General features: G+C 32.7%; 22 protein-coding genes and 1 riboswitch. Of the genes, 13 read left to right on the plus strand and 9 right to left on the minus strand.

Annotation, left to right across the window (positions count from 1 at the left end; genetic code table 11):
- Window positions 1–276 precede the first annotated feature (276 nt).
- A complete protein-coding gene (locus ACP7BT_RS10065) occupies window positions 277–1,008 on the minus strand; it encodes a class I SAM-dependent methyltransferase (RefSeq protein WP_002482030.1) in 732 nt (243 codons plus the stop codon).
- Between the two features lie 191 nt (window positions 1,009–1,199).
- Here ACP7BT_RS10065 and ACP7BT_RS10070 point away from each other — a divergent pair, with 191 nt between their 5' ends.
- A complete protein-coding gene (locus ACP7BT_RS10070) occupies window positions 1,200–2,753 on the plus strand; it encodes a trypsin-like serine peptidase (RefSeq protein ID WP_041080205.1) in 1,554 nt (517 codons plus the stop codon).
- A gap of 163 nt (window positions 2,754–2,916) precedes the next feature.
- On the opposite strand, the gene ACP7BT_RS10075 is transcribed toward ACP7BT_RS10070, so the two are convergent.
- A complete protein-coding gene (locus tag ACP7BT_RS10075) occupies window positions 2,917–3,843 on the minus strand; it encodes a ketopantoate reductase family protein (RefSeq protein WP_041080207.1) in 927 nt (308 codons plus the stop codon).
- 145 nt (window positions 3,844–3,988) lie between these two features.
- On the opposite strand from ACP7BT_RS10075, the gene ACP7BT_RS10080 reads away from it, so the two are divergent.
- The 3 genes from ACP7BT_RS10080 (at window position 3,989) to ACP7BT_RS10090 (ending at window position 7,698) form a co-directional block, all read left to right on the plus strand.
- Entirely contained in the window at window positions 3,989–4,507 is a 519-nt protein-coding gene (locus ACP7BT_RS10080) for a TetR/AcrR family transcriptional regulator (protein ID WP_041080208.1), read from the plus strand.
- A gap of 286 nt (window positions 4,508–4,793) precedes the next feature.
- Window positions 4,794–5,879 (plus strand): acyltransferase, encoded by a 1,086-nt coding sequence (locus ACP7BT_RS10085; protein WP_041080210.1) that lies wholly within the window; start codon window positions 4,794–4,796, stop codon window positions 5,877–5,879.
- 412 nt (window positions 5,880–6,291) lie between these two features.
- Window positions 6,292–7,698 carry a glycosyltransferase family 2 protein gene (locus tag ACP7BT_RS10090; RefSeq protein WP_041080211.1) on the plus strand — a complete coding sequence of 469 codons (1,407 nt, stop codon included), beginning with the start codon at window positions 6,292–6,294 and terminating at the stop codon, window positions 7,696–7,698.
- Window positions 7,699–7,954: 256 nt separating this feature from the next.
- Here ACP7BT_RS10090 and ACP7BT_RS10095 read toward each other — a convergent pair whose 3' ends face one another.
- A complete protein-coding gene (locus ACP7BT_RS10095) occupies window positions 7,955–8,527 on the minus strand; it encodes a TetR/AcrR family transcriptional regulator (protein WP_041080212.1) in 573 nt (190 codons plus the stop codon).
- A gap of 147 nt (window positions 8,528–8,674) precedes the next feature.
- Between ACP7BT_RS10095 and ACP7BT_RS10100 the strand changes: the two genes are divergently transcribed.
- The 8 genes from ACP7BT_RS10100 (at window position 8,675) to ACP7BT_RS10135 (ending at window position 17,014) form a co-directional block, all read left to right on the plus strand.
- Window positions 8,675–10,192, plus strand: a complete 1,518-nt coding sequence (locus tag ACP7BT_RS10100) for an MDR family MFS transporter (RefSeq protein WP_041080213.1) — start codon at window positions 8,675–8,677, stop codon at window positions 10,190–10,192.
- A 1-nt stretch (window position 10,193) separates the two neighbouring features.
- Window positions 10,194–10,949, plus strand: coding sequence for a DUF4811 domain-containing protein (locus tag ACP7BT_RS10105; protein WP_041080214.1), 756 nt, complete (start codon window positions 10,194–10,196; stop codon window positions 10,947–10,949).
- Window positions 10,950–11,519: 570 nt separating this feature from the next.
- A complete protein-coding gene (gene xylB / locus ACP7BT_RS10110) occupies window positions 11,520–13,013 on the plus strand; it encodes a xylulokinase (RefSeq protein ID WP_041080216.1) in 1,494 nt (497 codons plus the stop codon).
- 175 nt (window positions 13,014–13,188) lie between these two features.
- Window positions 13,189–13,297, plus strand: a riboswitch (TPP riboswitch).
- A 66-nt stretch (window positions 13,298–13,363) separates the two neighbouring features.
- The gene (locus ACP7BT_RS10115; protein ID WP_041080217.1) at window positions 13,364–13,951 is read left to right on the plus strand and encodes a thiamine phosphate synthase; all 588 of its coding nucleotides are present in this window, start codon (window positions 13,364–13,366) and stop codon (window positions 13,949–13,951) included.
- Window positions 13,935–15,050, plus strand: coding sequence for a glycine oxidase ThiO (thiO, locus tag ACP7BT_RS10120; RefSeq protein ID WP_041080219.1), 1,116 nt, complete (start codon window positions 13,935–13,937; stop codon window positions 15,048–15,050). The genes ACP7BT_RS10115 and thiO overlap by 17 nt, the downstream gene beginning before the upstream one ends.
- Entirely contained in the window at window positions 15,047–15,247 is a 201-nt protein-coding gene (thiS, locus tag ACP7BT_RS10125; RefSeq protein WP_002482018.1) for a sulfur carrier protein ThiS, read from the plus strand. Before thiO ends, thiS begins: the two co-directional genes overlap by 4 nt.
- A gap of 1 nt (window position 15,248) precedes the next feature.
- The gene (locus ACP7BT_RS10130) at window positions 15,249–16,016 is read left to right on the plus strand and encodes a thiazole synthase (RefSeq protein WP_041080221.1); all 768 of its coding nucleotides are present in this window, start codon (window positions 15,249–15,251) and stop codon (window positions 16,014–16,016) included.
- On the plus strand, window positions 16,013–17,014 hold the full coding sequence (locus ACP7BT_RS10135; protein ID WP_041080223.1) for a HesA/MoeB/ThiF family protein: 1,002 nt from the start codon (window positions 16,013–16,015) through the stop codon (window positions 17,012–17,014). Before ACP7BT_RS10130 ends, ACP7BT_RS10135 begins: the two co-directional genes overlap by 4 nt.
- Before the next feature lie 217 nt (window positions 17,015–17,231).
- On the opposite strand, the gene ACP7BT_RS10140 is transcribed toward ACP7BT_RS10135, so the two are convergent.
- The 4 genes from ACP7BT_RS10140 to ACP7BT_RS10155 all read right to left on the minus strand — a co-directional run bounded on the left by ACP7BT_RS10140 (window position 17,232) and on the right by ACP7BT_RS10155 (window position 20,594).
- Entirely contained in the window at window positions 17,232–18,017 is a 786-nt protein-coding gene (locus tag ACP7BT_RS10140) for an SDR family NAD(P)-dependent oxidoreductase (protein ID WP_002482015.1), read from the minus strand.
- A 71-nt stretch (window positions 18,018–18,088) separates the two neighbouring features.
- Window positions 18,089–18,262 carry a hypothetical protein gene (locus ACP7BT_RS10145; protein ID WP_426303765.1) on the minus strand — a complete coding sequence of 58 codons (174 nt, stop codon included), beginning with the start codon at window positions 18,260–18,262 and terminating at the stop codon, window positions 18,089–18,091.
- A 496-nt stretch (window positions 18,263–18,758) separates the two neighbouring features.
- Window positions 18,759–19,190, minus strand: coding sequence for an antibiotic biosynthesis monooxygenase family protein (locus tag ACP7BT_RS10150; protein ID WP_016911012.1), 432 nt, complete (start codon window positions 19,188–19,190; stop codon window positions 18,759–18,761).
- Between the two features lie 30 nt (window positions 19,191–19,220).
- Window positions 19,221–20,594: a cryptochrome/photolyase family protein gene (locus tag ACP7BT_RS10155; protein WP_041080227.1), complete on the minus strand. Its 1,374-nt coding sequence runs from the start codon at window positions 20,592–20,594 to the stop codon at window positions 19,221–19,223.
- Window positions 20,595–20,777: 183 nt separating this feature from the next.
- On the opposite strand from ACP7BT_RS10155, the gene ACP7BT_RS10160 reads away from it, so the two are divergent.
- On the plus strand, window positions 20,778–21,203 hold the full coding sequence (locus ACP7BT_RS10160; RefSeq protein ID WP_041080228.1) for a pyridoxamine 5'-phosphate oxidase family protein: 426 nt from the start codon (window positions 20,778–20,780) through the stop codon (window positions 21,201–21,203).
- A 176-nt stretch (window positions 21,204–21,379) separates the two neighbouring features.
- Here ACP7BT_RS10160 and ACP7BT_RS10165 read toward each other — a convergent pair whose 3' ends face one another.
- Complete coding sequence (locus ACP7BT_RS10165; RefSeq protein WP_041080230.1) at window positions 21,380–22,885, minus strand: phytoene desaturase family protein; 1,506 nt, start codon at window positions 22,883–22,885, stop codon at window positions 21,380–21,382.
- Window positions 22,882–23,763 carry a phytoene/squalene synthase family protein gene (locus tag ACP7BT_RS10170; RefSeq protein ID WP_041080232.1) on the minus strand — a complete coding sequence of 294 codons (882 nt, stop codon included), beginning with the start codon at window positions 23,761–23,763 and terminating at the stop codon, window positions 22,882–22,884. Before ACP7BT_RS10170 ends, ACP7BT_RS10165 begins: the two co-directional genes overlap by 4 nt.
- Between the last annotated feature and the right edge of the window lie 55 nt (window positions 23,764–23,818).

The following is a 23,818-nucleotide window of genomic DNA, read 5'->3' on the forward strand; positions in this document are numbered from 1 at the left end:
CGAAAAATTGTTTGATCAACTTTATGGAATGATAACTTACATGCTAATTTCACCTTGTATGAAATTAGCTTTTTTATTGTACATTATCCTATGTTCAGTCTAACTTCAGACAAACCGTATAGTTACCTAACGCTTGTATAAGCCTATAGTTACAGTGAATGACCCCGCTCCTTATTATCATTCATCTATTGTAAAGACTTTTCAAATATACTCACTGTTGCTATTAATTTTTCTTAGAAACTTTCCATGTCATTTATCATTTAAAGTGCTGATTTATTAAATTCTACCGCAAATACCAAATGCCATATCTCTTATAAAAGCACTGTGATGCTTTTCAGATTCATTTGTTAGATCATTTAAAAATTGTTCAATAGAAAAAGATGATTTAACTACCTGACGTTCTTTCATTCTGGTAGCCATGATATCTATAAGCCACTTCAAATCATTGTCGTCTGAGGTTTGAATCACTGCTTCTGCGATAAATTCTACAGGCACTACGCCTACTTTTTGAAATAATGTATAAAGTTTTTGACCAATATGAATATCGCCACCTTCACTTTCTACAGTTTTCCATACTAGTTGAATCGCTTTTTGATGCATTGGTAAATTATCTGCGCCTACCCCGCTATTAATAGCATCACTTTCTTGAAAACAGAATATACCATTAGGTTTCAAATGACCTTTCAATACATTTAAAGCTTCATATGCACCTGGTAAATACATCAAAACGCTTCTACCCACAATTGCATCAAACTTGCCAATGTCTTTAGGCAAATTATAAATATCACCTTTAATGTATTTTACATTCTCAAATTGTTTATTTTCCTCAGCCATATGAAGCATATCTTGGTTCATATCCACACCAATCACTTCACCTTGGTCACCAACTTTATTGGCAACAATTTGAGTAACCTCGCCCGTAGCGCAACCTACGTCCAGTACGCGCATTCCGTTTTGGATCGATGCTTTTTCTAATAATTTAACTATAAAATCATTTCTCTTTTGCATATTTCATCCTCCTAATCTCTGATATATCATTATTTTTATTATTAAAAAATACCGTGAATCTAAAACTTTAAAAATTTTCTTTGTTTTTACTTGAAAAATATATTGCTATACTAAATAGCACATGTATATAATATTGAATAAATACGTTAGCGTTAACTTTTTACACAAATAACAGTAAGGGGACAGGTTAAGTGAACAAAAGTTTATATAAATATGTTTACCACTTTATATCATTATTAATGGCAATTGTATTCATAATGACATTTCATATGACTAAATTACAAGCAGCTGAAACGACTACTAATGAGTACCATGCAGCCAACTATAAATTAACTAAAAACAATTCAATTCAAACAAAGGATACCAAATTTAATCAAAATAACTCATTGTACCATAACAATAAGAAACAAGTTGCCAAAAATATCGTTAAAAACAATAGTATTTATTCATCTTCTAAAAAAGCTGTAAATCAAAAAGCACAACCTGCATCACAGATACTAAAGTCTAAAAAACTACAAACAATAGCACAACCCATACAAAACCACAAAACACTCGTACAATCGAATACAATAACCAAAAATAATATAAATACTAATGTGAAAGTAATCAAAAGTGAAAAGAAAAAAAAATATACTTTACCAAGACAATTTAAGCAGGTAAAAACGCAAGTTCAATCAACTAAACTTAATAAAACCGGGCAAAAATCTAGCAAAGTAACAGCGAAGAAGCCGCAGGTACCATCAACTTCTAGTAAAGTAACGAAGTTTAAGAAAAGTCTAGTGGAACCATCACCAAAACACAATCAAACTAAAATTCAAAAACCACAAATATTATCAGCAACTGTAAAAAACAAACCATCAAACACACAAATAAAAAAAGCAAAGGCATCTAAAAGTGTAAAAGTTACGCCAAAATCAAGCAAAAAAAAACAGACAAACCTTAACTACTATAATCAAGCGCCAAAACGATGGTCTTCCAAGATACCTGGTAGTGATAATGTTCGAGACTTCGGTCAAACAACCAGTGCTTCTGGTATCAATGATGCATTAAAAATTATGAAAGCTTCAGGTAATAAAGGCGTTACTTTAGAACATACAAATGCAAAAGCAGCTAATATTGCAACTGTATTCAATTGGAATCCTACAGCAAAAGCGTTAACTTATGGCACTGGAACTGCAATTGGCAAACATACAATAATAACAGCGAACCATGTCATCAATAATCAACAAGCACATAAACCGATGACACCTTCATCAACACAAAATTTAAGAATAAACTTATTACAAGAAGGTTCAAAAGTGGCGCGCTCTCTCCAAGTAACTGGTGTCAAAATGTTACAATATGGCGATGTTGCTTTAGTGTATACAAATGAAGATATTTCAAAATATATGAAGATACGTAAAATTGCTCCTGAAAAATCGATTACAAATATCAAATCCAATACACCTATTCACTTATATCATTACGGTTTACCAACTGGAAAATATAAAAAAGATCCAATGGGTACTATGTATCATTCAAAAGGTAAATATTCACTCATGGCTCGAAATGTAAATCCAATGGGTTATTATCAAATGATGGCTGAACCAGGGTCTTCTGGTGGATCAATTTTAAATAGCAAAAATGAAATTTTAGGAGTACATGCTTTCAGAATTGATTCAGGAGATTATAAAAAATATCACCTTAATACCATGGCAGAATTAAGAGGCAAACTTCGTCAAGAAGTAATCAAAAATATAAAATAAAGTCTAACCCTGCAATATCTGAAATAGATTGGCAGGGTTAGACTTTATTTTTCTATACTACTTTTTTACTTGCTATATTTTCGAATACTACTAAGAGTGTGTTTTAGAATAGTGAAGTAGCATACGTTACCTTAGGATACATTTCATTTTAGCTTCGGTGATTTTAGTTGTTTTCACTGACAGATTTACTTTTCTCAAATAGATTATCTAGATGACGTGTAGTCAAGGCAGTATCTTGATTTAGCACTTTAATATCGTTATAAATTGCTTCAAGCTCTTTAAATGAACCTTGTGTTTGATCAATAAGTCCAATGTTCATAACTACTTTCAATAATATATAGGATAAACCTTTAAAATTTTTAAAAATAATAGTCTGTGCTTTCGGTCTAATACGATGACCTTGATGTTCCAACAATTGATACATTTCATTAAAAGCAGCTATTATTTCCTTTATTAAATCATTCGTGTGATGTCTTTTACTTTGTTTTAGAATAAAAAGCATGTTGATTGGTAAAATTGAAGCAGCATGTGACATCAACCAATCTTCAAATTTTGCCTCATATGTTAATTTAATTTTCGTATTTTTAAATATTGAGTTTAGTTCATGTGCGAATGCAATATCTCCATACATATTGCCCACTTTGAGTTCACCAGCATTAAATCTTAAAATCTTAGTATCGTTATCTTCTCTTGAACCACCAGTCATCAAAAAGCCGAATGTGATATGTTTAGTATGATGACTCTGTTGCATTAATGTTTTTTGAAGTAACTTAGGGTTCATGTTATTTCCAACAAAGATAATATTTTGACTTTTATTTTCAGCTAATGTTGGAACCACATTATAAAAATCTGAATACTTCATCGTTACAAAAACCACGTCATATATATCCTGTTCTGAAAGTGTGTTGATCGTTGGTATATATTCAATTGTCGTCTTTCTTTGTAATAAATGTTTAAGTTTTAGTCCTTTTTGATTCAATTGTTCTAAATTTTTCCCTCGTGCCAACATTGTAACAGTATTTTCTTTGGTATTTAGTGCGTGAGCCAAAAATTGACCCTGTACACCAGCACCATATATTAAAATTTTCATATTCTTATCACTCCAGTTTAGTTATTGAACAATTGTTCAATAACTTGAAATTATCATCACTAAACTTTAAACTCAATGAACAATACAACTTTATTGACGCTTAATGAACAAATACTTGAAAATGTTGATGTTAAAAGGAGTTAAAATGGTTAAACGTAAAGAAAAATCTCAACAACTGATTATTAGTAGTTTTGTGGAACTAATCAGAGAAAAAGACTTTGATAAAATATCTATGAATGATATTGCTCAGCATGCCAATATAAATAGAGGTACCATTTATTTGAATTTCATAGATAAATACGACATTTTAGACCATGCTATTGATTTTATTTTGAGTGCAGCAGTAAATCAATGCAATCTTTACATGGCAAAATCAGAGGATAATGAAAAGGCATTACGTGAAATATTATATGTCATTGACGATCAGTACACTATTTTAAAGACTTTGTTTAAAAGGTCGGATCTTAATATAGTTAAACAAACATTATCAAAGAAAATGCGCGACAACATGAATCAAGAAAATAATGAAATTACAATCCAATTTTTATCATCAGCTGTAGTAGGCGTTATTGTATGGTGGATTGAAGCATCAAAACCATGTGATATTGATACTTTAACAACAGAGCTGTCCGTTTTATTGGAACCCCATTCAATGCACTTATAATGCTAAAATTGATAGGAGCATAAAGTTTATATTAAATCGTGTTATAAATTGGGAGTCTGGGACATAAATAAATGTCTCAGTCTCTTTATGTATAATAAAAAAGAATATCTAAATCATTAACTAGTCATTTTTCAATGTCTATCCCTATGTCACTCAACAAAAATTAAAAGTTATAGAGTTTATACATAAAATCGATTTAAATCCAAAATAATTTCAACTCTAGTTTAAACTGCGCCTATCAGTTATAATTAGCTGATGTGTGTTATTTTCATTAAGGGGGAGCATGTTGAAGTATTTTGAAGAAATACCTATTATTAGATCTATTGCTACACTATTTATCGTATGTGTTCATCTATCAGTTTCATATAAGAATAGCGAAAACAACCATAATATGACCATTCTCGCAGGATATTTGAGTCAAATTGGTCGGCTTGGCACGCCTGTTTTTGCAGTGATTAGCGCTTTTTTATTAACCCATTCTGTATTAAAACGAGGTTTTGATTTAAACTATTTCGCTAAATCACGATTCACCAAAATATTTGTGCCTTATATCATTTGGACTACCGTTTATTTATATTATTTAGGTGTTGTTGAAGTGAATTTAGATAGTAATAAAAACTTTATTAGCTATTATTTATTTGGAACTGGAAATTACCATTTATATTTTATATTAACCGTGTTGCAGTTTTACATATTATTTCCATTCTTACAAAAAATTAAAAAAGGGATTCCCTTATTACTAACTTACTTATTATTTACATTCATCACTATTTTATGGCAATTAAACTATGAACACATTTCAATTGATATACCAGTTATCGGTACTTTTATAACAAGTAGGGCATTCATACTCAATTGGATTTCTTATTTTATATTGGGTATTATTTTTGCTAAGTATTATGAAGAAATCAATTCATTGATCAAAAAGTATATCAAGTTATTTTTACCTGCCATTGTTGTCGTCTTTATATCTTTTTTATTGTTTATTGATTTAGATTATTTTGTAACCTCATCGCATCCAGCATTTTTATTATATACACCGTTTTTCTTAATATTTTTGATTTATTTTTATTTTTTAATTAGAAAAAATAAATTACTTATGAAAACATTAACTTTAATTGGTAATTACTCTATGGGGATATATTTAGTACATCCTTTAGTAAAATGGCTTGTATTAAAAATTTCAATTTTTGATAATAGAGATAGCATACTGTTATATGGTCTTTCATATATCATTATCGTCGGTTTATCTGTACTAGTTATTCATTTACTTATTAAAATTCCAAATGGAAACTATATCGTACCTGTCCCTAGAAAACCAAAACTTAAAAGTAATCCCACTCAATATTTCAGAAGTAAACCATCATCATAAATTTACTGTTTTCCATCTAATCAAATTCATTTCACTATTAATATAGCGAAAAGCAATATAGCTTCCTTGACACCACACGTCAAGGAAGCTATTTTTTTACTTTGTAGGAGAACGAAAACCGCATAAAAGACGTATTTACTGAAAAATACATTAAGTTGCGCTATGCCCCCACTACTATAAAAATAGCTACTATTCACAAGCTGCTTTTTTAAAATCACCCCAAAAAGAATTGCACAATTTATACAACTTTTAAAAACTATTCCATAATTACTGGTTTTAATAGTATAATAAATAACAAAAGTTAATTGTTATCACAAAATATAAAAAATCACTATTTATATTTACACAACTAGAGGCTAATTACAAAATTTCATCAAATTATAAATCTTATGAACATAGAAAGGGATATGAAATGAAAGTTATAAAAAGTAATAAAGTAACAAATAAATTTAAAGTAAGTATACTTATAAGTACATACAATAAGGAGAAGTTTATTGAAAATACGTTAAATAGTATATTGGCACAGACAATGAATAAAAATGATTTTGAATTAATCATTGTAGATGATTGTTCCACAGATAATACGCTTGATATTATATCTAAAAAGATTGAAAGTTTTTCTAATTATCAATTTGTTCAATTAGATGAAAATTCAGGAACACCTGCCAAACCTCGTAATCTATCAATCGATTTAAGCAAAGGTAAATACATTATGTTTGTAGATGGCGATGATTGGTTACCTTCAGATGCCTTGGAAAATTTATATACGCTTTTAAAATCAAATAAAACTGACTATGCTACAGGTCTTACAAAATATGTATATAGTGATCGTATTGCACGTAGTGGTGTTGCCTTATCTAAAATTGCATATAATAAAGTTGGTTTGAAAAATTTTAGAAAATCATTTTATCATTTAGCGCCTGCTGGTAGGATGATGAAATCTAGTGTTATCAAAAAAAATAATATTCGTTTCCCAGAAATGATATTTGGAGAAGATTTACAATTTTTCGCTGAAGTGTTTTTTAACACTAAAAATATCAGTACCACACAAGACGTTGTTTATTGTGCTAATCGTTATGACGAAAATATTTCTTTAGTAAAATCTGAAGCATCTACCGTGCTTAATCGTATAAAATGGCAAAATGAAGCCTACCGTTACTTAACAAAAAAATACAAAAACAATAAAATTTTTGCTAACTTATTATACCGAATTATAAACAAAGATATTTTAGAAGGTAAATTTTATAAAAAAGGATTCATTAAAAATATTGATACATTACTTCCTGTCTTTCAAGATATTTTAAATACGATAGATAATGATTTTAATTCTTTGGACTATGCAGATGACACATTGAATCAACATGCCTTAACGCTCATTAAAAATGGTGACAAAGAAGAGATTATAGACTTTGTTAACTTTTATTTAAAGAAAGACGAGAAGCCACTTTACCTTTCAAACGATAAATACTATTACGTCTATAAAGAAAATAAATATAAAAAAAGAATGCATATCATATTGCAAAAAATAATCAAAAAAGATGAAAACATATTTTTAAAACTCTACTCTAAAAACTCAGAATTAAAATATCTTGAAATAAAAAATAGAAAAGATCCAACCAACTATACAGTTCTAGAGATTAAAAAACATCTTTTCAAAACTGGAGAATACACAGTTCAATTCAAAGCAAATGAACTTTCAAAAGGTAAATTAGCACTGACAGTACTTGATAAAGATTTAAATGGAGCTGCTATTAAATCAGGTATGCAATTCGATTTTTATGAGACTGTTAACGGAAATCTCGGTTATATTAAGAAATGATACTTTTATCCTCCTTATTATAGATTTAATGATACGTCCTAACTATCAAAATAAATCAATCAGTAAAATTTAAAAACGACAGTTATAACCTGTAGTTGAAGCGATGTCATAACACATAGCCAGTAACAAATAAAATACTTATAGATGCAAAAAGGCGAACCCACTAGGATTCGCCTTTATTTATAATATGATCAAATAACAAGATTTGAATTTTCATATTATTTCCCTCTTTTCTACTATTTGTTTTTCCTTGAATTTACAACCCAATTGTCTTTCTGATACCTTTTAATTGAATATCTCTCATCGTCGATGCCACTTCTCTCACGTCAATGCTATCTTTATTAGCGGACCAATACTGAAATGTTTTAATTAAAATAACATACAAATATTCTTTCACTAAATCTTCACGTACTTTGGATACATGATGAAGCTCACCTAAATTGATAAACCTTTTACCTATTTCATTCTTTATTTTCATTTCAAAACTTGAGTCTCCATTATGCCCTAATAAAAGTCGTATTGTTTCTGAATATGGCTCTAATGCTTCAAACAATTGTTGAAATACTTCAACATTCAACATATCTTCTTTCGCAAATTGTTGATCTATCTTTTGACGTTCTTCGTATAAATGCGTCAAAATCTCTTCTTCTATCTCTGATAGCAAATTATATTTATCATCATAATATCTATAAAATGTACTTCTTGTGATCTCCGCTTCTTCAACAATTTGATTAACGGTAATTAAATCAAATTTATGTGTTTCTAACAAAGTTACTAAACTGTTTTTTATACGCTTATGAGTTAAAGTAGTCTTCCTTTGATATCCCACATCATCACTCCTATTTTTCAAATATAATACAAAATCATACAAGTTGTTCGATTTCATACATTGTATCATATTTTGTTCTTTTACAAATTCATACAGGATGCTATATTTCCAAAGTATTAATTATCAAGAACTTTAGGAGGCTTGTTTATGTCTACCCAAACAAGTAAAAATATGAACTTAGACATTCATGGACAACAATATAAACCAAAAATCATTATGAGTATTATTCTTCTAGCCACATTTGCTGGTGCACTCATGCAAACGTCATTAGGTACAGCTTTACCTACTTTAATGAATGACTTTGATATAGATTTTAGTACTGCGCAACAAGCAACGACTTGGTTTTTACTGGCTAACGGTATTATGGTGCCTTTATCTGCTTTTCTAGCAACCAGAATTTCTACTAAGTGGTTACATGTCTGTGCATACGGTTTATTATTAATCGGCTTAACACTAACGGCTATTGCACCATCACATCACGATGCATGGATTATTTTCTTATCAGGACGCATTGTCACAGCCATTGCAGTAGGGCTGATGATGCCATTAATGCAAATTATTATTATCAATATGTTCCCTATCAATAAACGAGGTACTGCTATGGGCTTAAGTGGCTTAGCTGTAGGTTTAGCACCTGCTATGGGTCCTACATTTGCAGGCTGGATCTTAGATAAAGACCACGTCTTATTAGGTATTACGATTTCTGATTCATGGAGAAATATTTTTGTATTACCAATTATTATTGTAGCCATCGCATTTGTATTGAGTTTCTTTTTTATGAAAGACGTTATACCGAACCGTAAATTGAAATTAGATGTATATTCACTGATTCTGTCATGTATTGGCTTCGGTCTCTTTTTATGGGGATTCTCCAATGTTTCAAGTGAAGGTTGGGACAGTGTGAACTACGTTATCTTACCGATTATCATCAGTGTTATTGTCTTAACACTATTCGTAATCAGACAGCTCAAATCCAAAGATCCTTTCCTAGATTTATGCGTATTCAAATCTAAAGGATTCACTATCGCAACGATTGGTTTGATTGTGGTTGCTATGGCCATGTACGGTGTTGAAATGATGTTACCAACTTATTTACAAAATATTCATGGTTTCTCACCTTTTGAATCTGGTTTGACCTTGCTCGCTGGTGCTTTAATGCTCGGCTTTATTTCACCCATATCAGGTACGCTATATAACAAAGTGGGCATTAAGCGTTTAGCCTTTGTCGGATTTTCAATTTTAACTTTATCATCCATACCATTTGGATTTTTAAGTGATCATACTTCACCTACATTAATCCTTGTACTCTACGCGATTCGTATGTTTGGTATTGCCATTTTGATGATGCCTTTAACTACAAACGCTATGGATGCATTAACGGTTGAAAAAGGCACACACGGGACAGCGGTCAATAATACAGCTAGACAAGTTGCTTCATCCATAGCTGTAGCACTATTAACGTCCGTTACACAAAATATTATTAATAACAATATGCCCGCTTCTAGTCTTAAAGATATCGATCCTTTAAAATATGCTGAACAGGCGCAACAAGCGTCAATTGACGGCTTTAATACAGCATTTATCATAGGTATCTTCTTTGCGCTAGTCGGTGTGCTCATCGTACCATTCTTGAAAATGAATTCATCTGAAAGTGAGGACAAATAATATGATCATAACAATTATTTTAACGCTATGTGTATTTGTTAGTTGGTTATTAATTCCTCATAAGGTCACACGCTATATTTTAGGTTCTATTTCCACAGTAGCCTTATTACTTATGATCATTGGTATCACAGCTAACATGACACACCATTGGGGAATGGAGAAAAAAGTAGTCACTTCTGATAAAAAAGAAATCTATAGCGCTGGTTCTAAAGACAGTCCAGTCAATATGTTAATCGCTAACGAGATGGGCAAAAATAGTAATAATTATATTATGGTTTATAAAAATCATTCAGACGATCAAAAAGCCGAGACACATTTTAAACCAAATATGGATAAAGATCAATTATCAGAATCGGTTAAACACCAAGCGACATATGAAGTAAAAGATACTGATAAAGCAACAACACAAACTAAAAAAACAGTTTGGGTTTGGAAATCAGATGTTTATAAATCATTATTTAGCTTTGGACATGCTAACCAAGAATTAATCAAAAAAACGACCGTTGTGGCAGTCCCTAAAGATACGTGGGTCGTTTTAGATGCTCAGCAAGCAAAACAATTACAACAATCACAGCAAAAACAGAGCAGCGAAGGAAATCAAGTGAAGCAGCAACAACAGAAAAAAGCAATGCAACAGTTAGCAAGTAACTATAAAAAACAACATCCAGAAGCGTCACAACAAGAAATAAACGACTATTTAAAACATCAACAACAAGTTCAAGCTACCAAACAAATTAAAAAAGAAATAGCGAACTAAATTTGTGTATAAATAAAAAGCGTTAAGTTACTCAGCATTGAATAACTTAACGCTTTTTTTATGTCGACGACTAACTTGTGGCTTAATTATGATTTAAGCCATGTTTTTACTATCTCACACCTTTTCTTTGTTTGTTATAACAGGTCATACGGTTAATTCACCTTAGTAAATCTCAATCTATATCACCCCCCATATATTCAACATTTTTCTATAATAAAATTCCCCCAAATTTTTAATTTAAATTAAATCGTGTTATAAATAGGGAGTCTGGGACATCCATCGATGGTTTCAGAATCTTTTTTCAATTAGGCAGTAGAGGGCTGGACTGAAAATCTAAAATCTCACTTCTTTAAAGCACTCCTTTTTCATGTCATGAAAATGAGTCATTCTTATGCACTTATGCATTTCACATGAAAATTCTAGTGAGACTGATACATGAGGGTTAGCTCAGGTAAACTCTTATACCAGTCATCCTCGCCAGGGAAGTACTAGGGAAGCACTACGAAATCTCTATTAAACAATTTGATTTCAGTCCCCACTCCCTAAATATGTAAACAAAGGAGTCGTTATATGCAAGATATCGTATTAGGTATAGATATTGGCACGAGTGCTGTTAAAGTCATTGCTGTAACCAGGTATGGCAACGTATTACAAAGTGTTCATGCACCACTACAAACAAGGCATGTGGCCAACGGTTATAGTGAGCAAAATCCAGATGACTGGTTTGAGGCTACATGCCATTGCATCCAACAGTTAGTACACAGTGAGGCACTCAATCATTATCAAGTGAAGGGCTTATCTTTGTCAGGACAAATGCATAGTTTGGTTATTCTGGATGATGAAAACCAACCCATCCGTGATGCGATTTTGTGGAATGATACAAGATCAACGTCACAATGTAATTTAATTAAAGCACAACTTGGCGAATATGTATTAGACAATCCCGTCCTAGAAGGCTTTACACTCACAAAATTACTATGGATAAAGGACAATGAACCTGAGCACTGGCTCAAAACCAACGTGTTTTTATTGCCTAAAGACTACGTGCGTTTTAAATTAACAAGCAAATTAAATATGGAGTATTCCGATGCATCTAGTACATTGTTATTAGATAATCAGCAAAAATGTTGGGCTAAAGAGATTGGCCGACAATTTGGTGTTGACCATATTTATCCTGAGCTCGTGACTTCTGATGCCTTTGTAGGCTACGTCACTAAAGACATAGCTAGACAATTAGGCCTAAATCATGATGTCGCAGTATTTGCAGGTGGCGGAGATAATGCATGCGGTGCGCTCGGTTCAGGAGTTGTCTATGAAAACCAAACGCTGTGTAGCATTGGTACTTCTGGCGTTATCTTAACGAGTGAATCTGACAAGCAATACGACTATAAACACAATATGCATTATTTTAATCACGTCGTAAACGATATGTCGTACGTCATGGGCGTCACACTTGCAGCTGGCGATAGTTTGACATGGTTAAAAAATCATATGCTCCCACATTTAAGCTATGAACAAATTGTTACACAAGCTGAATCATCCACATTAGGCAGTCATGGTCTATTATTTACACCTTACTTATCCGGGGAACGTACCCCGCATGGTGACGCAAGTATTCGAGGGAGTTTCATAGGCCTGAAAACGTCGCATCATAGCAGTGATATCGCGCGTGCCGTGATAGAAGGCATTACGTTTTCTTTATATGAATCCATTAACTATCTACGTCACATGGGTAACAATATTGAACATGTGATATCCATTGGTGGTGGCGCAAAAAGTGACTTTTGGTTACAACTCCAAGCCGATATCTTTAATGCTAAAATTAAAAAATTGAAATATGAAGAAGGACCTTGTATGGGCGCAGCCATGCTCGCTGTCTTAGGTTTAGGATGGTATCCGGATGTAGCGCATATGACAAAGCATTTTATAAAATATGAACATAGCTTTGAACCTGATGCCCAAAGACACGAACAATATATGGCTTATTTTGAATTATATCAAGCTGTTTATCAGCAAACACAAGCCATTACAAGTAAATTACTCGAAATATCTGACGTTGATTAACGCTAAAAATATTTTTCTGGAGTGAGCGCCATAGAGTGTTCAACCAGTTAATTCAATATCGTAATATACACATTTGTTTTTAAGTAAAACTTGCAAAAAAGAATAGAATACGTTAGATTGTAGATAATTATTCAGAAAATTAGTGAAACGTATCATTAAAAAATTAAATAGTTTGAGAAACCACTGGAAGTGCCTTGTAAAAGGCTGAGACCGAAGTAGTAACTTAGGAATTCCCTGAACCTGATCCAGTTTGTACTGGCGTAGGAAAGTGGCGTTTAGGTATATTACTCGTTATTTCAACGTCATTTTTCCAGCCGGAGAAGTGACGTTTTTTTAATGAGGTGAGCCATATGTTTATAGCCATTACTGAATTTGAAAATTTAGATTCAGACGATATTCAACATTACACAACCATAGCATCTGTTATTGATTATTTAATGATACGTACCCCTATGTCACAACAGCAACTGATAAATTGGATAAATCGCTTAATACAGGCAGGTTTTCCGAAAAATAAAATCATTATTCATAGTCATATTGCAGTTTTAGAACAATGCCATTTATCAGCAATCCATTTTAGAGAAGCTGACGCACGAATAAAGGATTTTAAAAAGTCACATCCTCATATTCAAATCAGTATGTCGACACATCACGAGGAAAGTGTCAAACAAGCACAAGCACTCAATTTAGATTTTATATTGTTTAGTCATATTTTCAGAACAAATTCTAAGCCTAATCAACCACCACGAACACAGTCAGAAATTAATAAAGTGTTACAGTACCCTATGCCAAACGTAGCACTCGGAGGTGTGAATGAACAAACCTTGAACGATTTGCCGAAAGGATTTGATGGGATTGCAGGTATAACGCTATTCAGACGAAAAAACAGAGAAACGATGGAATTATTAAGGGAGCGATGGAATGAATACCAAATTTGATGTCATTATTATTGGATCCGGCGTAATAGGTATGTCGATTGCAAGAGAATTAAGTCAAAAAGGCCTGCGGATAGCCATTATAGATCGCAATGTTCGCGGTATGTATGCCTCTTACGCAGCTGGAGGTATGTTAGGTGCACATAATGAATTTACGGAATCCTGTAGCTTATTTCATTTAGCAAGACAATCTCAAGCCATGTTTCAATCCCTTAAAGATCGTTTGCTGTCTGAGGTCGGTCTAGATATTGAATATTTGGAAAGCGGCCTAGTTAAAATGGCAAAAAATGAGATAGATAATCCCATTGTGGAACAGCAATTCCAATTTCTACACCAGCACGATTCGAACACACAATTATTATCTTCCAAATCCCTTGAAGCCATTACAGACAATAACGTTCAATCTCAAACTTTAACCGCGATGCTAATTCCTAAAGATCATCAAGTCAACGCGAATCAATATACCAAAGCCTTATTACTTTCCTTAGCCAAACGCCATATCCAATTGATTGATCATAGTGAAGTTCAAGCAATTACAAAGCAAAATAACGGCTATACAGTCATGACGCAAAAAGACACGTACCGCGCCGAAAAGGTTGTCGTTGCAGCTGGTGCTTGGAGCGGTCAATTATTAAATCAATATTTTTCCCAAAATCCTGTCACGGGTGTCAAAGGTGAAGTACTCTTAGTCGAACACCCCACGTTAAACCTGCAGACCACCCTATTTATGACAAATGGTTGCTATATCGTTCCAAAAAAGAATCACCGTTATTTAATCGGTGCTACGAGCTATGTTGATGATTATTCTATCGGCGTGACGAAACCCGGAAAACATTGGTTGTGCAAACAAGCGCAACACTACGTACCAAACTTAGCAAACAGTAAACTGATTCATCAATGGTCTGGTATCAGACCGACTTCAACAAACGGTCAACCCATTATGGATGAAGTAGACCATCATTTATTCGTTGTTACTGGTCATCATCGCAACGGCATTCTGTTATCACCACTGATTGGTTTAAAAATGAGTGAATGGATTGAAAGTGGACGCAGACCCACTGAATTTGAAGACTTTTCAATTGAAAGGAGCTGTAAAACATGAAATGCGTTATAAACGGTGATTATTTTACTTTTAATCAAGCAGTCAGTATCCAAGCTATTTTACAAGAATTAGAGTTGGATGCCGATAGAGTCATTGTTCAGCATAATGAAAATTTAGTAAAACAAGCAGATTTTCAAGCAGTAAAGATTAATGATCAAGATTGTCTTGAACTATTAGAATTTGTAGGAGGCGGATAAAATGTTTAAAATTGGTGACTTTGAATTAAAAGCGAGCTTATTATTAGGTACAGGTAAGTTTGACAACGAAGCGATACAAACACAAGCGATTGAAACGTCTGAAACTGAAGTATTAACCTTTGCAGTCAGACGTATGAACTTATACGACAAAGCATTGCCTAATCCATTAGCAAAAGTTGATTTATCAAAATTCATTACTTTTCCAAATACGGCAGGCGCAAAAACAGCAGATGAAGCAGTGCATATTGCTAAAATTGCCAATCACGCCGGTGTCTGTGACATGATCAAAGTTGAAGTGATCGGTGATGACGAAACATTGTTGCCAGATCCATTAGAAACCTATAAAGCTTGTGAAATATTATTAAACGAAGGCTATACCGTTTGTCCATATGTATCTAATGACGTGGTATTAGCCAAACGTTTAGAAGATTTAGGCGTACACGCGATTATGCCTTTAGCATCTCCAATTGGAACGGGGCGCGGAATCAATAATCCATTAAATTTACGTTATATTATTGAACGAGCCAACGTACCGATCATTGTTGACGCAGGCATCGGGTCACCTAAAGACGCCTGTCATGCAATGGAGTTAGGTGCAGATGCAGTGTTGCTAAATACAGCCATCTCTAGTGCCAAAGACCCTGTAAAAATGGCTGAAGCAATGAAATTAGGCATTCATGCAGGTAGACTAAGTTATGAAGCTGGTCGCATTCCAGTTAAATACACTGCTCAAGCATCTAGCCCACAAGAAGGCATTGGATTTCTATGAATGAACGCTATAGTCGACAAATACGCTATCACGATTTTGGCAAAGAAGGACAGAATCGGCTACAGAAGCTCCACGTGATGATTATGGGCGCCGGTGCATTAGGCAGTCATAGCGCAGAAATGCTAGCGCGCATGGGTGTGGGTCAGTTAACAATCATTGATATGGATATCGTTGATGAATCCAACTTGCACAGACAAGCAACCTACGATGAGTCCGACGCAGCCCGTATGGTGCCTAAAGTAGAATCATTGAAGACCCACCTCAGTCTTATCAATAGCGAGGTAACCATTACCGATGTAAATCAAGAACTAACACCTTCCAATATTGAAGCCGTTTTAACAGAGGCACAACCCGATATCGTTATAGATGGTATGGATCATTTTGAAATCAGATACCTCATTAATGAAGCTTGCCATAAACTGCATATCCCGTGGATTTATGGCGCCGCCGTTGGGAGTAAAGGTACAGTCTTTGGCATAGATTATACAGGTCCTTGCTTAAAATGCATGCTCCAAACCATACCAACGACCGGTGAAAGTTGCGCTATTAATGGCGTCTTACCTCCCGTCGTATCTCAAGTAACAAGCATGCAAGTCTCAGAACTCATTCGATGGGTCGCTGGTGAAGGCTTTTCTCAAAAAATAATGACCTTCGATTGCTTTAATTTAAAATTTAACACATTTAACGCAGAAAATTTGAAGGATCCCCAATGTCCTACATGTATACGTCATAACTATGAGCTACTCCATACACAGCAAAAACAATCTATCGAAGCACTTTGCGGAGATGCATTCTTGTTTCGGTTTGGCACTCAAATCTTTGAACACGTAGACTATCTACCACTCAACGTAACGAAAAGTAATCATTTTGTGAAATTAGCTCATTACGGAGATTATACGATGACCATTTTTAAAGATGGACGTACACACGTATACGGTATTAAAAATCAGACACAAGCCAAAACAGTTTATAACCAACTCTTGAAAGCTATAAAATAGCGCCACGATTTTACTTGTTTGATTTATATTGCCTGTGAAGCACTGGGGAATGATGATTTGTGCGGCATGTCGTTTAGAGCGCGTGATGGGATAAGTCGCATTTCTAGATAGGCATGGTGGATGAACTAATTTATGATAAAAATAGGGCGTATCGCTTTATTATTAAAGATACGCCCTACTCTATTTGTTTCAAATAGATGCCAAAAGTATATTAATGTTATTGTGGTTTCGCTTTTGCTGCATGTCTAGCTGCTTTAACATCTTCAGCTGTTTTTCTATTTTCTTCAGCCTCTTTTTTTGTAGCTTCATCACCACACACCACGTGGTCGATTTTATTTTTTAATGCTTCATAGCCTTGTTCAGCAACAAGCACTTTATCATTTTTATGATTTTCATCTCCAAAATATGTTGCATCCATACCTGCATTATGATGAAAATCCGTATTTGTTGCCCCAGGTAACATAGCCGTTACATTAATATTTTTTTCTTTCAATTCTTCTCTTAACGCTTCAGCAAACATAAATCCAAATGCTTTGGACGGTCCATAAACAGTCTCATATGGTGTAGGTAACGTAGCTGATAATGATGAAACGATTAGAATATCACCAGATTTATTTTTGGCCATATGCTGTGAAACCCTTTTAGCCATATGAACCATACCTGAAATATTAATATCAATCAGTTTTAACTCTTCATCTAAATCATTTTCTAAAAATGCTCCGCCAATACTAATACCAACATTTAAAACTGCCGCATCAACAGTACGATTTTTATTTTCAACAAAACGCCAAAAATCTTCTACCCCATCATAAGTTGACGCATCGGCTTGAAATGGATACGTTTCAACACCTAATTTTTCAATTTCTTTTGCAGAATCGTAAATTCTATCACTTGAGCCTGACATTGCAACATCATAACCATCTTTTGCAAATAATTTTGCCAATTCAAAACCTAATCCTGAACTTGATCCTGTTATCAATACGAGTTTTTTATTTTCAACCATTTGAAACGCTCCCTTTAATTTAATATTTATATTTTTATTCTAAAGGTTAAAGTGCACTTTATAGCAAATAATTAGTTTTGACTGTTCTTTTCATATTCCTTTTCTAAATCATTGAAATATTGAAGTTTTACGTCTACTTTATTAAATGCTTTGTCTAACGCTTCTTGTTGCTGTTCTAAAACTTTCTTATGATCTAATAAAATTTTACGCCTAGAGTCAAAATCTTTTTCTCCATTCACGGTCATTGTAATAATTTTTCTTAAATCATTGATAGACATACCCGTTATTTTCAAGCAATTGCATTAAATCTTTTCTCTTTAATAATTCGCTCATAATATTTTCCACCTTTATCTATATCTATTACTGTAACATTACCATATTGTCAGATTATTATTAGTTTCCTTTTTCATATAAAAAAATGGAAATAACTAAAATCAATAGTTATTTCCATTCAAAACTTTAGTTTTAAGATAAATAAAGTACAATTTTTATCTCTGATTCAACAATTTTATCATTATAAAAATTCGCTTGAATGGCAACTAAGTCATGTTTTTTGAACTGATAAATCTACTACTATATCTTTTTAAACATGGTAAAAACTTCAGCTAAATTATTTATGATATGCTTCTGCTTATCAGTGATTTTGCTAAAACTTTTTATATCGCTTAAAAAATAGGCAAGTTAGTATTTAAATAACTCGCCTATATGTTTGCAGAAATATCATTTAATTCAAAAATTATGTTATTTAAATTCTAAACTAATATTAAATGATAGGTTTCTGTTTACAATAGATTTATCAGCACCTTGCTTGGTTCCTCTATTTTTATGGGATGCTTTATATTCCTGAGACTCTTGCCAATGTTTGTAAGCTGCTTCGTCTTGCCAAAACGTAATGATAACATGATGTTCATGTGTACTATGTGGCTTTAGAAATAATAGATTTTCAAACCCTTCAGTATTCTCTAGATGTTTATCTCTATTTAAGAACACACGCTCGAAGTCTGCCTCTAAACCAGGATTAGCATATAAATGGTTTAAAACTGCATAACCATATTGTGGCAAATCATTAATTTGTTCTAATATAGTATAGTGATATGTCACATTAAATCTATTAATAGTTACCTCATTATTATTTTTGTCTAAATAAATACGATGTATTTCATTTTTCAACAAATGAATCACTCCTTTTTATTGGATGATATGTCAAAATTGCTTAAATTTATCCATAACATAATCTCTACTATTTTTATGATTCACGATAGTCTGTGGATAATCTTTTCCAATTTCAATATGATAAATTTCTTGTAACTTGTCTTTATATTTAGTTGGATCATGAATGTATTTACTGCTCACATCATTAAATATTTCTAGCTGTGTTTTAATAAAATACCCTTGCGCATCAAAACGCTCACTTTGACGTATAGGATTAAACATTCTGAAATAAGGCACTGCATCTGTTCCAGTTGATGCTGACCACTGCCATCCATGTACATTAGATGCATTATCATAATCTATCAAATACTGTCTAAAGTACTCCTCCCCCCAAGTCCAATCAATAAATAAATTTTTCGTTAAAAATTGTGATACGACCATTCGTAAGCGATTATGCATATATCCTGTACGATTCAGCTTCTTCATTGCAGCATCAACGATTGGGTAACCAGTTTGACCTTTTTTCCATACTTCAAAATGTGTTTTATTATACGACCATTGCATGTTTCGATATTTTTCAGAAAAAGATTTAGTTGCCGTTTCTGAATACTGTGTCATTAACACATAATAAAATTCACGGAATAGAACCTCTCTTATAAAAGCTTCAAAATTTTTTTCATCGCTCTCATAATCTTCAAGTAAATCATTTATAATTTCACGAATATCGAGTAGTCCATATGCTAAATATTTACCTAATCCACTTACAAAATCCTGCGACACATCGTCAGTCAATTTATCATAATGAGCTATGTCACCATTTAAAAAATCATCCCAAGCTTTACGCGCTAACTTTTCTATATCTTTATTATTTTCAAATTTTAAGTCACTTTGATTTGAACCCTTTTCCGCAATTTGAGACAACTGCTTAAATTGATAACTTTTTTTAGGGGTGTGTACTAAGTCCTGACGATTTGCTTTATAAAAACTAGTAAATACTTTATAAGGCTGTTGCTGTTTATTAAAAGTCTTTGTTGGCTCAAAATAATGATTCACGCGCTGTCCAATTACTGTAACTTGGTGATTTTCAAAAGCCTTTTTTACATGAGGATAGTCATATATTTCTTTGTGATAGCTCATAATATCTTTTGCTACTAATACGTGAGATAACGCCAATGTTTCTGCTAATTTACCTAGCTTTTCGTATGTGACAATATAAGGTTGTAAATCATGCTTATCTAAAGCATTTACAAATCCTTTTACAACTTTATAGTAATAGTCACGTTTTACTTCTGATGCGTCAGTTAAATCTTCTAAAGGTAAGATAAAATACAATTTATTTATCTCATTTTGATGCTTCACTATATATTGAAAAAGTGGATTATCTTTCGTTCTAAAAACTCTGTTAAGTATGACTCCTAAATGCATTTTATTGCCTCCCAGCTTGTTTCATACAAATTCACTTTATAATTGTCCTTTAACTTAAGATTGTGTTTTAAATCATATACCCGTTTTAACTTTTGTATAATTCACTAAAAAATAAAATAAATTTTAATACCTTACATATTATAGGCAACTTCAGGGTATACTATTATCAGAGGTGATTAAATTATGAATAACAAACAATTACAAAATGAAATTGAAAATATATTAAATACATCAAAAATAGGTGTCCTATCTACTGCACATAACAATACACCTAATAGTAGATACATGGTATTTTATAATGATGGACACACACTTTATACTAAGACAAGCATTGAGTCTAAAAAAATTGCTGAATTTAAAGATAATCCCAAAGCTCACGTACTTATAGGTTACGATGAAACGAATAATCGTAGTTTTCTAGAAATTGATGCTAATGTTGAAATACTGAAAGATCAAGAGACTATTGATTGGATTTGGAACAAACAAGATAAGTCCTTTTTTGACTCTAAGGATGATCCAAACTTGTGTGTAATTAAAGTAATACCAAAATCCATAAAAATTATGAACGATAAAAAATTAGACGCACCACAAACCATTACGTTCGATTAGTTAAAAAGGCGAGCCTAGGACATAAATAGATGTCTCAGGCTCGTTTTCAATTTGGCAGTAGGTGACTGAATTGAAAATGCGATTATATCAAGCTTTTTTCAATCCTAGTCACCCTTGCCGGGGTGGGACTACGAAATCTATATTAGAAAATTTGATTTCTGTCCCACTCCCGTTTTTTATATACCATTATTAATATCTTCTAACATAGCATCAACTGTAATTTTAGCACTCGTCAGTACAATTGGCACTCCTGCCCCTGGATGAACACTAGCTCCAGCAAAATACAAATTTTTGTAATCTCTGCTCACATTAGGCGGTCTGTAATAGTTACTTTGCGCTAAAGTAGGCATTAAACCAAAGGCTGCTCCAAATTTAGCATTATAATCTCCTTCAAAATCCTTAGGCGTATAAATAATTTCTGTCACAACTTGCTTTTTCAAATCTTTTAACGCTTTAATCGTAGAAAGCTTATTGTAAATAATATCTTTCACTTGTATGATTGTTGACTCATCAGACCAATCCGTATCACCTGTTTTCAATTCTGAAACGGGCATCAGCACATAAATACCTGTTTGACCTTCTGGCGCTAACGACTGATCTTCCACACTAGGAGCGTATACATATATTGATGGATCTTGGGATATTTCCCCGGAAAATATTTCATTGATATTATTATCAAAATCCTTTGAAAATATAACATTATGTAACAAGATATCTTCAGATAAATCTTTATTAACCCCTATGTACATTAAAAAGGCTGAGCAAGAATAGTCCATATTATCAATTTTCTGTGTCGTATACTTCTTAGGATGATGTTCATTTTTAATTAAAGATGAAGTAGCATATGGAAAATCAGCAGTACAAATTATTTTGTCATACTTTTCTATATGTCCGTTTACTTTTAGTCCCTCCGCACGCTTATACCTACTATCAATGATAATTTCTTCAACGTTTGCGTTGGTATAAATTTGAGTACCTAATTCTTCATTTAGCGTTTGAAGCGCTCTGACAAAGCTATACATACCACCTTTTATAAAGTGAACGCCAAACATTAACTCTATCATGGGTATAATTGAATACAATGACGGGCTTCGTTTAGGGTCGATACCTATATATAATGTTTGAAACGCTAAAATCTTTTGGATTTTTTCATTATCAACATATTTTTCAATTAAATTATCTGCTTTATCAAATGTTTTGAGTTTCATACCCTGATATATAGTAAAAGGATTATAAAAATCCGTAGGTTTCCTAAACGTACGTTCTAGAAAATATTTTCGTGCTATTTCGTATCTTTCGTATATATCTGTTAAAAAGGACATAAAACCATATGTAGAGTTAGGTTCAATACCTTCAAGCATATTTCTTAACTGAGCAAGATCTGTAGGAACGCGAATTTGATCTGTTTCACTAAAATAAACATCATATATATGTGATAATTGTTTAATTTCCAAGTAATCATTCATATTTTTTTGAGCGTAATTAAAAACGTCTCGATAAATCTCAGGCATCATTACGATGGTTGGTCCCATATCAAATGTAAAGCCATCTTGCTTGATCTGATTCATTCTGCCACCTATTTGTTGGTTCTTTTCATATAAATCTACTTGGTGACCGTTTGCTGCTAATCTTGAAGCTGCAGCTAAACCTGAAACACCGCCGCCTATAACTGCAATCTTCATAATGTTTCACTCCTATTATATTTCGCACTAAGTTCACGATAAATTTTCATTTTTTTCAATTTGCTTACATATACTTTCTTATACAACGTATAGTTTGCCTTCCTTACTTCCACAAGTATTTCATGATAAGCTATCGCAGCTAATTCGATAATGTAACGTACCTCTTCGTCAAAATAATTAATACCGTTTAATGCATTATCATATAACCTAACTGCCTCTGTAGCGTAACTTTCCCACAGTTCTATATAATTTGGCGTAACTCCTTCATAATATATAGAATGTAGATTAACTCGATATTGAGCTAATTTTTCTACACTTAGATAAATTCTTCCATTTTGAAAATCTTCGCCGACATCTCTTAAAATATTAGTTATTTGCATTGCCTTGCCTAAAGCAATCGCAGCTTCTTCAGCTTGCTCGAAATTATTTTCATTTGATGAAGTTAATATAGGAGTTAACAATTCACCGACAGTACCTGCCACACCATAGCAATACTCATATAAATCTGAATCAGTTTTCATTTCTTTTAAAACTAAATCTTCCTTCACATATTGAATTAAAGATTCAAAAGGTTTTTTAGGTATTGAATATGTATTCAATGTATTACTTAAAGCATTCATAATAGCTGCATCACTTTGATACGCTTGAATATAATCACAATCGCTATAAATCACATCTAAATCTCTAGCTATGCCGTTTAATTGCTCAAGGTCTTTGTATTTATCAATACTGTCATCTATAATTCTGCAAACTGCATAAATAGCCCAAATTGCTTTTTTCCTTTTTAAATCCAAAAAATCAAAGGCATATGAGAACGTTTTTGAATGTTCTTTCATTATATTGTGACAATGGTTATAATCTCTCTCTAATTGATTCATTTATTGGCCTCCTCAGTAAGCCTAGAACTTCTTGACATTTGTATAAAAAAATAAG

The organism is Staphylococcus sp. Y174-1, from assembly GCF_049897865.1.
In the GTDB taxonomy this organism is placed as follows: Bacteria; Bacillota; Bacilli; order Staphylococcales; family Staphylococcaceae; genus Staphylococcus; species Staphylococcus saprophyticus.

Excerpts from the sequence above, each read along its gene's own strand:
- ACP7BT_RS10130 (WP_041080221.1), top strand. The coding sequence starts at position 15,249 with ATGTTTAAAATTGGTGACTTTGAATTAAAAGCGAGCTTATTATTAGGT.
- ACP7BT_RS10100 (WP_041080213.1), top strand. The coding sequence starts at position 8,675 with ATGTCTACCCAAACAAGTAAAAATATGAACTTAGACATTCATGGACAA.
- ACP7BT_RS10165 (WP_041080230.1), bottom strand. The coding sequence starts at position 22,885 with ATGAAGATTGCAGTTATAGGCGGCGGTGTTTCAGGTTTAGCTGCAGCT.
- ACP7BT_RS10160 (WP_041080228.1), top strand. The coding sequence starts at position 20,778 with ATGAATAACAAACAATTACAAAATGAAATTGAAAATATATTAAATACA.
- ACP7BT_RS10075 (WP_041080207.1), bottom strand. The coding sequence starts at position 3,843 with ATGAAAATTTTAATATATGGTGCTGGTGTACAGGGTCAATTTTTGGCT.
- ACP7BT_RS10145 (WP_426303765.1), bottom strand. The coding sequence starts at position 18,262 with ATGACCGTGAATGGAGAAAAAGATTTTGACTCTAGGCGTAAAATTTTA.
- thiO (WP_041080219.1), top strand. The coding sequence starts at position 13,935 with ATGAATACCAAATTTGATGTCATTATTATTGGATCCGGCGTAATAGGT.
- ACP7BT_RS10105 (WP_041080214.1), top strand. The coding sequence starts at position 10,194 with ATGATCATAACAATTATTTTAACGCTATGTGTATTTGTTAGTTGGTTA.
- ACP7BT_RS10135 (WP_041080223.1), top strand. The coding sequence starts at position 16,013 with ATGAATGAACGCTATAGTCGACAAATACGCTATCACGATTTTGGCAAA.
- ACP7BT_RS10080 (WP_041080208.1), top strand. The coding sequence starts at position 3,989 with ATGGTTAAACGTAAAGAAAAATCTCAACAACTGATTATTAGTAGTTTT.
- ACP7BT_RS10090 (WP_041080211.1), top strand. The coding sequence starts at position 6,292 with ATGAAAGTTATAAAAAGTAATAAAGTAACAAATAAATTTAAAGTAAGT.
- ACP7BT_RS10170 (WP_041080232.1), bottom strand. The coding sequence starts at position 23,763 with ATGAATCAATTAGAGAGAGATTATAACCATTGTCACAATATAATGAAA.
- ACP7BT_RS10155 (WP_041080227.1), bottom strand. The coding sequence starts at position 20,594 with ATGCATTTAGGAGTCATACTTAACAGAGTTTTTAGAACGAAAGATAAT.
- ACP7BT_RS10140 (WP_002482015.1), bottom strand. The coding sequence starts at position 18,017 with ATGGTTGAAAATAAAAAACTCGTATTGATAACAGGATCAAGTTCAGGA.
- ACP7BT_RS10065 (WP_002482030.1), bottom strand. The coding sequence starts at position 1,008 with ATGCAAAAGAGAAATGATTTTATAGTTAAATTATTAGAAAAAGCATCG.
- thiS (WP_002482018.1), top strand. The coding sequence starts at position 15,047 with ATGAAATGCGTTATAAACGGTGATTATTTTACTTTTAATCAAGCAGTC.
- ACP7BT_RS10115 (WP_041080217.1), top strand. The coding sequence starts at position 13,364 with ATGTTTATAGCCATTACTGAATTTGAAAATTTAGATTCAGACGATATT.
- xylB (WP_041080216.1), top strand. The coding sequence starts at position 11,520 with ATGCAAGATATCGTATTAGGTATAGATATTGGCACGAGTGCTGTTAAA.